The following is an 11,974-nucleotide window of genomic DNA, read 5'->3' as shown; positions in this document are numbered from 1 at the left end:
CTGCAGGAGCGATGCCGGCGCCCTTGCTCATCCGGGCTGGCGGGGGTACGACGACCATCCATCGATCCTCAAGGGGGGCGGCACGATTCCGCCGGGGCAATGGGATCCACGGCCACCGCTGCGGGGGCCGCGCCTCTCCTTCCATGGTTGCACCACACCGGGGAGCGTCCTTGTCTGCCGGCCTGCAACATGCCAGGCCCCCGACCGCAGACCTGTCCAGCACCGGGGCTGCCACCCGGACGCTGCGTCATGCAGTCCCGGGCGGTGAAGCGGCGGGCGCATGCGCTCCCGCCCAGACCCCGTTTCACAGCTGTTTAACACGGGCTGAATCCGGCGGTCAATAAACTATTCCCCATACCCCAAGGCTATGGAAATAAAATATTTTCGTGATGCGCCGCACAATCCCGGCGCGGCATCACGCAAGTGCGCCTGGCGGACCGAGGGAACCGGGCGCGGGCCGGCGGCCCGTCGCCCACGCCTTCACGGGCAATCGCCCACGCGGCGGAATTCCAGATCCTGGTAGTCGTAGCTGAAGTCGATGTCCGGATCGATGGCGCGCATGTGCAGGGTGCGCTGCGCGCCCTCGCCGGAGAACACCAGCCAGGCCTCGGCGTCTTCGCCCAGCCCCTGCCACTGCACCCACGGGCGTCCGGCCGAGCGCATGACCCGACCGCGCAGGGCCGGCGATTTCGCCGCGGCGAAGGTGATGCCGGTACCCACCGGGCACAGCGTGACCTGTCCGAACCAGGGGTCGGCCCACACCCCGGCATCGGCGCCGAACTCACCCGCGGCGACCGCGGCTGCCGGCGCCAGCACCGGGCGCACGTGGCCGGCCGCGCGGCGCTGGGTCCGCTCGCGTTCCAGCAGCCCGGCGTAGTGCAGCACATCATGGCCGGCGGCTGGCGCGGTCTGGCGCTTGAGCAGCGCCTGCATCAGCGCGGTGCGCGCGTCCTCGCCCTCGCCATTGATCAGGATCACCACGCCACTGCGCCGGTCCGGCAGCAGGGCCAGCGACGAGTACATGCCCGACAACGTGCCGGTATGCGCCACCTTCCATTGCCCGTCCATGTCCGACAGGCGCCAGCCGTAGCCGTAGGCCAGGAAGTGGGTGTTGTCCCAGTCGCGCAGGCGCTGGCCGATGGGCATCGGCATGTGCGCGGTCCACAGCGCGCGGCGCTGGGTGGCGTCGAGCCAGCCCGGTACCCGCGCCGGATCGAGCAGCGCCTGCATCCAGCGCAGCATGTCATCCAGGCTGCAGCGCACGCCGCCGGCGGCCATCGACGGGAAGTCGGCAGCGACGTCGCCATCGCGCCCCACCACCACGTTGCGCTCGTCCTGGCGGTAATGCGGCTGGGCGACATTGCCCGCCTTCGCCGGCGACCATTCGCCGACCTGGCAGCGGTCCATGCCCAGCGGCCCGAAGATCTCCTGCCGCACCAGTGCCGCGTATGGCTTGCCGGCGGCTGCCGCGGCCACCTCGCCGGCCACCACGTAGAGCAGGTTGTCGTAGGCGTAGTCGGCGCGGAAGCTGCCGGCCGGCTTGAGGTGCGCCAGCCCGGCGATGATGTCCTGGCGGCTGAAGTGGTTGGGCTCCGGCCACAGCATCAGGTCGCCGGCGCCCAGCCCCAGGCCGCTGTTGTGGATCAGCAGGTCGCGGACCTGCATGTTGCGCGTCACCCACGGGTCGTACATGCGGAACGCGGGCAGGTACCTGGTCACCGGATCGTCCCAGCGCAGGCGCCCGGCCTGCACCAGCCGCGCCAGCACCGCCGCGGTCATCGCCTTGGTGTTGGAGGCGATCTTGAACAGCGTGTCGCCATCGACACGCCGTCCCTCGCCGGCGACCAGCTCGCCGCGGGTGGCGACGTGCACCACCTTGCCGTCCTCGATCACGCCCACGGCCAGGCCCGGCAGGCGGTAGTGCTCGAAGGCCTGCTGCACCGCCGCGTCGTAGAACGCGGCATCGGCATCGGCGGCGGGTACAGCGGCGTGGGCGATGCCCGGCAGCAGGGCGAGGCACAGCAGGATCGGTTTCATCGACGCGCTCCGTGCCGTTACGGCGTATCGGCCGTGGTCGACGCCGACGGCGCCCGGGCCTGCAGCAGCGACCGGCTCAGGCCGTAGAGGATGCGCCGGTCCTCGGCATCCAGCTCGGCGCCCTCGCTGCGCATGCCACGGAAGTGATGGCGGAAGGACTGCAGGGCGTTGGCGCGGTCGTCCAGCGGGTAGCCGATGGCGGCCATCGCCAGCCAGGCGTCGAACGCCGGCGGCGGATCGCCGGCGGCCGGGTCGGGCCAGATGCCGAAGCCGGCCTCGTGCAGGCGCTTCCAGGGGAACAGCGGGCCCGGGTCGATCTTGCGCCCCGGTGCCATGTCCTCGTGGCCGATGACCTGCTGGCGCGGGATCCCCAGGCGCCGGGTCACGTCGTCGAGCAGCACGATGAGCTTTTCGATCTGCACGTCCGGATACGGGCTGTAACCGTCGTTGTCGATCTCGATGCCGATCGACGCCGAGTTGAGGTCGGTGATGGTGCCCCAGCGTCCGTCGCCGGCATGCCAGGCACGCTTGCGCTCGTCCACCAGCTGGTACAGCGTGCCGTCCTTGCCCAGCAGGTAGTGCGCGCTGACCGGGCCGTTGCTGTTGGCGGTCCGCAGCGTGCGCAGGCTGCCCTCGGCGGTCTTGCCGGCGGTGTAGTGCAGCACCACCACCACCGGGCGCCGCGCGTCGAAGTTCGGCGAACGTTCCCACCTGGCCAGCGGATTGCGGTGCGCGCAGGCGCTCAGCAGCACGAGCAGCAGCAGCGCAACCAGCAGCCGCGGCAGCCCACGGGCCGGCCCACGTCCGCAGACCGGCGCCTGGGCAGCACGGGTTTTCCGATGGGTCATGTCCGCCTCCAGTCACTGGCCGGCTGTTCGCCGGACAGCATTTCATCCAGGCTCTGGCGGCGGCGCACCACCGCGTAGCGGTCGCCGTCCAGCAACACCTCGGCCGGCAGCGGCCGCGAGTTGTAGGTGGACCCCATCGATGCACCGTAGGCCCCGGCGCCGAGGATCGCCACCAGGTCGCCGGCCTCGCAGCGCGGCAACGCGCGCGCGGTGGCGAAGGTGTCGCCGGTCTCGCACACCGGTCCCACCACGTCATAGGTCGCGGCCTCGCGCCCGGCGGCGGCGCCCACCGGCACGATGTCATGCCACGCGTCGTACAGGCTGGGGCGCAGCAGGTCGTTCATCGCCGCGTCCAGCACCAGGAACCGGCGTGCCTGGCCGTGCTTTTCCAGCAGCACGCGGGTCAGCACGATGCCGGCCTCGGCCACCAGCCAGCGGCCCGGCTCGACCAGGATGCGCCCGCCGAAGCCGGCCAGTGCCTGGCGGATGGCATCGGCATACGCGCGCGCATCCGGTGCCTGCTCGCCTTCGCGGTAGCGCACGCCCAGCCCGCCACCGACGTCGATGCTGGCGATGGCGTGCCCGGCCGCGGCCAGTTCCTTCCAGAACGCGGCCATGCGTGCCAGCGCCTCGCGCACCGGGTCCAGGCTGAGCAGCTGCGAACCGATATGCATGTGCAGCCCGTCCAGGCGCACGTCGGGCCATTGCGCCTTCGCGTCGAACCAGGCGCGCGCCTCGGCGATGGACACGCCGAACTTGTTCTCGGCCTTGCCGGTGGAAATCTTGGCGTGGGTCTTGGCGTCCACGTCGGGGTTGATCCGCACCGACGCGACCGCGGTGACGCCACGCGCGGCGGCGATGCGCTGGATCGCGTCGAGTTCGGCGCGGGACTCGATGTTGAAGCGGCCGATGCCCACGTCCAGCGCCAGCGCGATCTCGGCGTCGGACTTGCCCACGCCGGAGAACACGATGTCGGCCGCGGCGATGCCGGCGCGCAGCGCGCGTTCGAGCTCGCCACCGGACACGATGTCCGCACCCGCGCCTTCCTCGGCCAGCAGGCGCAGCACCGCGCCGTTGCCGTTGGCCTTGACCGCGTAACGGATACCCGCGTCCAGCCCGGACAGCGCCTCGCGCAGCGCCCGTACCCGCTGGCGGATGGCCGGCGCGGCGTAGACATACAGCGGGGTGCCCTCGCGGGCCGCCAGCTCCACCAGATCGGCCTGCCGGAACGCCTCCGGCAGACCGCAGTGGTCATCTCGTGTGAATCCCTGATCCAAGGCATTGCTCCAAAAAAAGATGGCGGCCCCCATGCAGGGGCCGCCAGAGGAGGAACTCAGTACCGCGGTTGCATCGTCATTGCCGTGGCTGGATCAGAAGTTCCAGGTCACGACCAGCTGCGCGTAGCGGGGCGACTGCCAGCGGGTGCCGGTGCCATACAGGCCACGGGTGACGCCTGGCCCCTTTTCGTAGCGCGCACGCTGGTTGATGACTTCCTGTTCGTTGAGCAGGTTGTAGACCGACAGTCGCGCCTTCAGGTCGACTCCCTCGACCGGCAAGGTCCAGGTGATGTTGGCACCGAGATTGTAGGTCCAAGGCATGCGACCGCCCCAGCCACGTCCCGCGTACTCGAACTCGCGCTGGTCCCAAGGTCCGCTGCAATTCTTCACGCAGTGCCAGAACGAACCACCACCCGACCCCTCCGTCACGAAGCTGGCGGCGCCGGTGCTGTCACCCGGCCATGCAACACCCAACGCAGTGATCGGACCACCGGACAGCGCTGTGAACGTGCCGCCGAACGACCACATGTCATTGAGCTTGTAGCTTCCGCGCAACTTGATCTGATGGCGGTGATCGTTGAACAGCGGGCCGTAATCCTGGTTGTTGGCCGGATGGTCCCAGTGCTGGACCATGCCGGTGTCGCCATAGTTGGTATCCGAGTTCACAGGGCCTTCGTGGTTGCCTTCTGACTTCGACCACAGATAGGAAGCGTTGAACGCCCACTTGTCATCCCATGCACGATCGATCTGGAACTCCAACGCCTTATAGGTGCGCTTGGGCTTGAAGTAACCCATGATCTTGTCGCTGCCACCGGCCATGTAGCCTTCCTTGGACGTGTCAATGGTGACCCAACCGTCCTGGGCACAGCCCATGTCCTTGGTGCCCCACAACGTCAGCTTGTCGCCTGGATTGGCGATGGGCCACAAGGTGCCGTGGCGGACACCACACAGCGCATTAATGCGGATGTCGTCCATCGCGTTGGGCATGCGCCGATAGGTAGCATTGACGCCCCACGACCAGGCCTGGTTGATCATCTGCTGGAAGCCGAGGATCGCTTCGTCCTGATAGACCGCGTCCAGGTCGCGGCTCACGCTCTGGCGCAGGTCGTCGACCGGCAGATTGTACGAGTCGTCGACCGGGCCGATCTGCGCACCCAGGATCGGCTCCATGTAGCCGGAACCGGTAATCGGATTCGTAGCCGCACGCCAGCCGTCCAGCGCATAGAAGGTTCGTTCGTCGATCAAACCACCGGCGAAGTTGTAGTTGATGATATTGGTGACCGGCAAGTAGTAGCGGCCTAGATTGCCCGACAGCTTGGTGCTGCCGTCACCCTTCATGTCCCAGCTGAAGCCGAAGCGAGGCGACACAAGGCTATCCATCTTGATAAAGCTGGCGCCGGTCGCGGTCTTGTTGTCGAAACCATCCACACGTACGCCCAGGTTCAGTACCAGATTGGGGGTGACGCTCCAGGCGTCCTCCAGGTAGTACGCATTGGCAGTGGTCTCGAACACACCTCCGTCGATGCGGCGGCGCCCCATCACGATTGCATTGACACCGCCTGGTACAACCGCCCCGTTGTCCAACTCGGAACCCGGCGTCGTGCCGAAGACCGAATAGCGCATGCCCGGCGGCCCCGGGTAGTGCGTGGTGCGATCGGTGGTCATTTCCTCGCGGTCCAGGCCAAAGCGCAGCAGGTGGTCACCCAATGCCCACTCGAAGTCCAGACGCCCCACCTTGCGTTCGTCATGGTGGTTGACCACGGACGTAGATCCACTGGGATGGCAGCTGACAGCCGGCTTGCCCATCGCGGTGTAAACGGCGTTGTAGCTGGCATCGATAAGCACCTGCGGGCATAGGGCATCGGCCGGAGAGGCGCTGAGCGCCTGGCTGCGATTGACGCCATACATCGCCTTGGCGGTGAAGTTCTCGCCAAACTGCCCGATGTAGGTCAGCGAACCGTTCTTTCCGCCGCTGTCATCTACGCTCGTGCCCATCGAATCGCCGATGACCCGGGTGTTGAAGTCGTATTGACTGGTGGATCTGTCGGTGCTGGCTTCGTCCGAGAAAGCCAGCAGCTCGAGCCGGTGATCGTCCGTGATGTTCCAGTCCAGTTTGGCACCCCAGAATCCATTGTCGGACTTGGCGCGCGACCACTCGGTGCCGGCATTGTTGGTGTTGCCGTAATTTCCCTGGCGCTGCTCGTACATGCCGAAGAAGAACAGCTTGTCCTTTACCAGCGGCCCGGACGCCCAGACATTCGCTTTCATGAAGCTGCTGGTATCGTGGCTGGCCTTGTAGATGGCCGTGGCCGGCTTGCCATCCCCATCAACCCTGTCGAACTGGTGATCATCGGCCTTCGAGCGCCACGCGGCTGGCTCAAACGTGAACTCCACGCCGCTCTTGAACTCGTTGCTGCCGGAGCGGGTCACCGCATTGATGACGCCGCCCGTGCTGCGACCGAATTCCACCGAGTAGCCGCCGGTCTTGACCTGGAATTCCTGGAAGAAGGCAAATGGCGCGCTGGAAAAGCTTTGGCGCCTGTAGAAGTCTGTGACGTTCAGACCATTGATGAAGACAGAGTTCTCCGCAACCGACGAACCACCGAAGGAGATGCCGCCGAACGACGAGTTACCGCCGATCACGCCCGGAGCAAGCAGGGCGACCGACGACAGGTCCTGGGCCACCGGCATGCGCGAAAGCTCTTCGCGGTTGATGTTGAACGAGGACTCGGTCGAGTACACGTCCACCCGGTTGATGATGCGCGAACCGACCACCTGCACCGAGTCCAGCGTCACCGGGCCGGTGTCGCTGCCACCGAGGTTGACATTGGTGGTGCCGCCCAGCGAGACGTTGACCGCGACCGGCTCCTTGTCGGCCTGGCCGTCGCGCTTGACGGTCAGGCTGTAGTCGCCCACCGGCAGCTGGCTCAGGCGGTAGCTGCCGTCGCCACCGGCGGTGACCGTGCGGGTCAGCCCGGTGGCGGTGTTGGTGATGGTGATCTGGTCGCCGGCGTTGGCGCGGCCGGCGATGGCGCCGGTGGCACTCTGCGCCATGACGGTCGGTGCGAGCGCCCCGAGGCACGCACTCAGCGCGACGCTGAGCGCCGCCTTTTTCAGCATTTTCCTGTTCATCCCCTGCTCTCTCCTGCAGTGTTGTGTATTACAGCGGTGTCACGGAACTTCAGCCCTCCGGCGGTGGCAGGACCTGCCACTGGAAGTCGTAGTTCCATTGGTCGAAATAGAGATTGCCGCCCGCCCATTCGGCCTCGCCGCGCTGCGAGTCCACGGTTTCGGAGCGGAAGTGCTGCTTGGCCGGTACCAGCGCCTGCGCGTAGTCGTCGTTGAACGCGATGCGGTAGGCATCCAGCCCGCCGAAGTAGAAATCACGTACCGCCGGCACCGGGCTGTCGAGCGCGCCGGTGGTGACATCCATCGGCACCCAGCCATAGGGCGCCAGGTACAGCGCGCCCCAGTCGTGCAGGTTGCTGTAACCGGTGGTGTTGTCCGAGTACACCATGCCCGACTGCCAGCGCGCGGGTATGCCATTCAGGCGCAGCAGGCTCATCAACAACAGTGTCTGCTGCCCGCAGTCGGCGTGGGTAGCATGCAGCGCGTGGTCGCTGATGTTGCCGATGGTCGAGTACTCGCGCGCGCCCCCCCAGGGAATGCGGTCGACCGCGTCGAACAACCTGCGCGCGACGCGGTAGGGGTTGGTTTCACTGCCCACCACGCGCCGCGAGAACTCGCGCAGCGCCGGGGTGAACACGATGTGCGGCGCACGCTCGGCCAGGTACGGTGCCAGCGCCGGGTCGTCCGGCGTCGGCTGCACCTTGGCCGGGTCGATGGCGAAATGGCGCGCGTACACGGTGACCTCATAGCTCACCGAGAACGCGGTCGGCGTGCCGGCCACGGCCTTGCGTTCGAGGTAGGCGGTGCGCTGCAGCGTGGCTTCCGGCGCGACCTGCGCCCCGTCCGGCACGCTGCCCAGCAGGCGGATGTCCTGCTGCTGCCCGGGAATGGCCCGCGGGTACGGGATCCAGGCGCGGATTGTCTCGCCGGCCGGTACCGCATCGGCCTTGACCGTGAGCGACTGGGTGACCCGTACCCGCCGCGGCGCGACGCTGCTGGCGGCATCGGCCTGCGCGCGCTCGAGCACCTCCAGGTGATGCGGCGTGACCACCTCGAACGGGCCCGGTGCCGGCGGCCTGATCGCCGGCGAGCGCCGTGCGGCCGCCGCGGCACTGACCCGGAACAGGTTGGACGGTGCGCGGTTGAACCAGCGGCGCTGGCCATCGATGTCCAGGTGCTCGATCAGCCCGGCCTCGTCCCAGGCACGGAACTCGTCTTCGCGCAGGTCGGGAATGATGCGGCGCACGGCGGCCATCGCGTGCTCGCGGTCCAGGCTGAAATCCAGTCGCATGCGGCGCATGCGCTCGCGCTGGAACAGGTAGGCGTCACGCTGGCTCGCGTCCAGTGCCGGCTGCTGCAGTGCAGCGTCGATCTGCGCCTGCGCACCGGCAAAATCACCGCGGTCCACGCGCGCGGCCAGCTGCCCGGGTGTGTCCACGGCGCCCGCCATGGCGGACACCAGGCACAGCAGCAGGCCTGCCACGAGCCGGTACCGGGCAGGCCTGAAAGCGACTGGGACTTGGCGCAACGCTGGATCCACGGCAACACTTCCACGGGTACGCGGGATAACGGTTGTGTAACACGCGTGCGACAACGGGTCAATAATTTATTCTTGATTTCAAGGAAGAAAGGAATAAGTATTCCAATGCACCCAGAGGGAGTCCTCATGACCGCCACCCCCGTCCATCCCCGCCGCCGGCGCCTCACCTGGGCGTGCTGGTCCCTGCTGCTCGCCGCACCGCTGTGCGCGGCGCCGGCCTTCGCGCTCGGCGCGGCCACCGCTTCGCCACAGGACCATGCCGGCGTCATCGGCCTGCGCGAGGAATACCTGTCGGCCGCGCACTGGATCGCGCAGCTGTCCGATCCGGACCGGGTGATCCTCGACCGCGCCGGGATCGCGGCGCAGAACGCGCGCATGCGCCAGCTGGACGCGTCGATCCACGATCTGCGCGCACTGCCGGCGAACTTGACGCGCGAATTCGTGCGCGCGCAGATCGAGGCGATTTCACGCCCGCCGACCCGCACGCTGTACGACGTGCAGGGGAAGCCGGTCGACGCCGCGCAGCTGCGCGCGATCAGCGACAACCTGGCGCTGGACCGGATCGGCGAAACCCGCCCGCTGCAGTACGGCCTGGCCGTGCACCGCGCCGCGCTGCGCGCGTTCCCCACCGGGCTGCGCGTGTTCTCCAGCAGCGGCGACACCGACATCGACCGCTTCCAGGAATCGGCGCTGTTCCCCGGCGATGCCGTGGCGGTGCTGCATGAGAGCGCCGATGGCCAATGGCTGTTCGTCGCCAGCGAGCGCTATGTCGCATGGGTGGAGAAGCGCTTCGTCGGCATCGGTGACGCCGCCCAGGTGTTCGGCTACGGCGCCAGCGGCCCGTACCGGGTGATCACCGGCGCCACCGCCACCACCACGTACACCCCGGAAGAACCGCGCGTCTCGCGCCTGCAGCTGGACATGGGCGTGCGCGTACCGGTGCTGGCCGACTGGCCCGCACAGCAACCGGTCAACGGCCAGCAGGGCCATGCCGCGCACGTCATCCAGCTGCCGGTGCGCGACGCCGACGGCCGCCTGGGCTTCGCCCCGGCGCTGTTGCCGCGTTCGCAGGACAGCAGCGACGACTACCTGGCGCTGACCCCGCGCAACCTGCTCACCCAGGCCTTCAAGTTCCTGGGCGAGCGCTACGGCTGGGGCCACTCCTACGACACCCGCGACTGCAGCGGCTTCGTCTCCGAGGTCTACCGCAGTTTCGGCGTGCTGCTGCCGCGCAATACCAGCGCGCAGGCGGTGAGCCCGGCGCTGGACCGCATCGCACTCGGCGAGAAGGACGGCAAGGCGCGGCGCGACGCCGCGGTGGACGCGCTGCAGGTCGGCGACCTGGTCTACATCCCCGGGCATGTGATGATGACCATCGGCCATGCCGACGGCATGGCCTGGATGATCCACGATACCTCCGGTGGCAGCTGGTTCGGTGCCGATGGCAAGCGGGTCCAGGCCCACCTCAATGGCGTCTCGGTGACGCCGCTGCAGCCGATGATGGCCAGCGATACCGCCAGCTACGTCGACCGCATCACCAACATCCAGCGCATCCGCCCGCATACCACCAAATGAAGATCACCGATATCGAACTGGGCATGCTGCGCGTGCCCCTGAAAACCCCGTTCAAGACCGCGCTGCGCACCGTCGAATCGGTCGAGGACATCGTGGTGCTGGTGCGCACCGATACCGGCCACACCGGCTACGGCGAGGCGCCGGCCACCGCGGTGATCACCGGCGACACCCATGGCTCGATCATCGAAGCCATCAACAATTTCATCAAGCCGCGCCTGATCGGCGAGGACATCGCCAACCTCAACCGCATCTGCGGGCTGGTGCAGTCCTCGCTGGAACGCAACACCAGCGCCAAGGCCGCGGTGGAGATCGCCATCTACGACCTGTGGGCGCAGCTGCACGGCGCGCCGCTGTACCAGATGCTCGGCGGCGGCGACCCGGTGATCACCACCGACATCACCATCAGCGTGGATTACATCGACAAGATGGTGGCCGACTCGCTGTCGGCGATCGAGCGCGGCTTCGAATCGCTGAAGATCAAGGTCGGCAAGGACATCGGCCTGGACATCGAGCGGGTCAAGGCGATCCACGCCGCGGTCGAGGGCCGTGCCCTGCTGCGGCTGGACGCCAACCAGGGCTGGACCGCCAAGCAGGCGGTGTATGCCATGAGCGCGCTGGAGAACGCCGGCGTGGTGCTGGAGCTGCTGGAGCAGCCGGTCAAGGCGGCCGACATCGATGGCATGAAGTACGTCACCGAGCGGGTCAACACCCCGGTGATGGCCGACGAGAGCGTGTTCGGCCCGCACCAGGTGTTCGACCTGATCCAGCAGCGCGCGGCCGACATCATCAACATCAAGCTGATGAAGACCGGCGGCATCTCCAACGCGATCAAGGTCGCCGACATCGCCTCGCTGTACGGCATCCCGTGCATGATCGGCTGCATGCTCGAATCGAGCATCAGCGTGGCCGCGGCGGTGCACCTGGCGGTGGCCAAGTCGGGGGCGATCACCAAGGTGGACCTGGACGGGCCGTCGCTGAGCCTGTTCAACCCGGTCAATGGCGGGGTGATCTTCAACGAATCGGAGATCAGCATCACCGATGCGCCGGGGCTGGGCATCACCGAGGTACGCGGGCTGGAGATGCTGAAGGCATGACCGGCATGGCGACGGCAACCGACCTTGTTGCTGTCGCACTCCCTCGCGGGTGGGCCGCATCGCAGGAAGCAGTGGGGAGTGCTTCTGCCGTCGCTTCTGCCGTCGCTTCTGCCGTCGCTTCTGCCGTCGCTTCTGCCGTTGCCGTTGCCGTTGCCGTTGCCCGTGATTTTGCTCGTCGGCTTTTGATTTCCCCGGCCGTAGAGCGGGCCGAGCACCACAGCGGGCCGAGGGGCGAAGAGGCGCACGTGTCTGAGCGAAGCGAGTTGTGCGCCGTCCCCTTGGCACGCGAGGAGCGCAGGGGACCGGCGGGCGCAGCCCGACGGATCGCGTCCCGGCCCGTGTTTCTTTGGGCCACGTTTCTTTGCACGAGCAAAGAAAGGTGGCTCGCTCCCCGGAGGGGGCGAAAGCCCTTGATCCTGCTTCAGCCGTTGCTTGGGTTTTTGCTCTGGAAAGAAGCAACAGCCAAAGCGCGAA

At 67.5% G+C, this 11,974-nt stretch carries 7 protein-coding genes; 2 read left to right on the top strand and 5 right to left on the bottom strand.

The features are described from left to right. Positions 1-480 precede the first annotated feature (480 nt). The 5 genes from B1L07_01315 to B1L07_01295 form a co-directional block, all read right to left on the bottom strand. The gene (locus tag B1L07_01315; GenBank protein AUZ53993.1) at positions 481-2,037 is read right to left on the bottom strand and encodes a penicillin-binding protein; all 1,557 of its coding nucleotides are present in this window, start codon (positions 2,035-2,037) and stop codon (positions 481-483) included. Between the two features lie 17 nt (positions 2,038-2,054). Beyond that, on the bottom strand, positions 2,055-2,822 hold the full coding sequence (locus tag B1L07_01310; GenBank protein AUZ56392.1) for an N-acetylmuramoyl-L-alanine amidase: 768 nt from the start codon (positions 2,820-2,822) through the stop codon (positions 2,055-2,057). 59 nt (positions 2,823-2,881) lie between these two features. Then, on the bottom strand, positions 2,882-4,126 hold the full coding sequence (locus B1L07_01305) for a diaminopimelate decarboxylase (GenBank protein ID AUZ56391.1): 1,245 nt from the start codon (positions 4,124-4,126) through the stop codon (positions 2,882-2,884). A 129-nt stretch (positions 4,127-4,255) separates the two neighbouring features. Continuing rightward, on the bottom strand, positions 4,256-7,294 hold the full coding sequence (locus B1L07_01300; protein ID AUZ53992.1) for an energy transducer TonB: 3,039 nt from the start codon (positions 7,292-7,294) through the stop codon (positions 4,256-4,258). Positions 7,295-7,343: 49 nt separating this feature from the next. After that, positions 7,344-8,831: a transglutaminase gene (locus B1L07_01295; GenBank protein ID AUZ53991.1), complete on the bottom strand. Its 1,488-nt coding sequence runs from the start codon at positions 8,829-8,831 to the stop codon at positions 7,344-7,346. A 183-nt stretch (positions 8,832-9,014) separates the two neighbouring features. Between B1L07_01295 and B1L07_01290 the strand changes: the two genes are divergently transcribed. Then, the gene (locus B1L07_01290) at positions 9,015-10,406 is read left to right on the top strand and encodes an NlpC-P60 family protein (GenBank protein AUZ56390.1); all 1,392 of its coding nucleotides are present in this window, start codon (positions 9,015-9,017) and stop codon (positions 10,404-10,406) included. Beyond that, a complete protein-coding gene (locus B1L07_01285; GenBank protein ID AUZ53990.1) occupies positions 10,403-11,500 on the top strand; it encodes a dipeptide epimerase in 1,098 nt (365 codons plus the stop codon). The genes B1L07_01290 and B1L07_01285 overlap by 4 nt, the downstream gene beginning before the upstream one ends. Positions 11,501-11,974 lie beyond the last annotated feature (474 nt).

This window comes from Stenotrophomonas acidaminiphila, assembly GCA_002951995.1.
GTDB classification, from domain to species: Bacteria; Pseudomonadota; Gammaproteobacteria; order Xanthomonadales; family Xanthomonadaceae; genus Stenotrophomonas; species Stenotrophomonas acidaminiphila_A.
The sequence above is the reverse complement of the archived record's forward strand: the minus strand, read 5'-3'. Positions and strand labels throughout refer to the sequence as shown.

Excerpts from the sequence above, each read along its gene's own strand:
- B1L07_01315 (AUZ53993.1), bottom strand. The coding sequence starts at position 2,037 with ATGAAACCGATCCTGCTGTGCCTCGCCCTGCTGCCGGGCATCGCCCAC.
- B1L07_01300 (AUZ53992.1), bottom strand. The coding sequence starts at position 7,294 with ATGAACAGGAAAATGCTGAAAAAGGCGGCGCTCAGCGTCGCGCTGAGT.
- B1L07_01285 (AUZ53990.1), top strand. The coding sequence starts at position 10,403 with ATGAAGATCACCGATATCGAACTGGGCATGCTGCGCGTGCCCCTGAAA.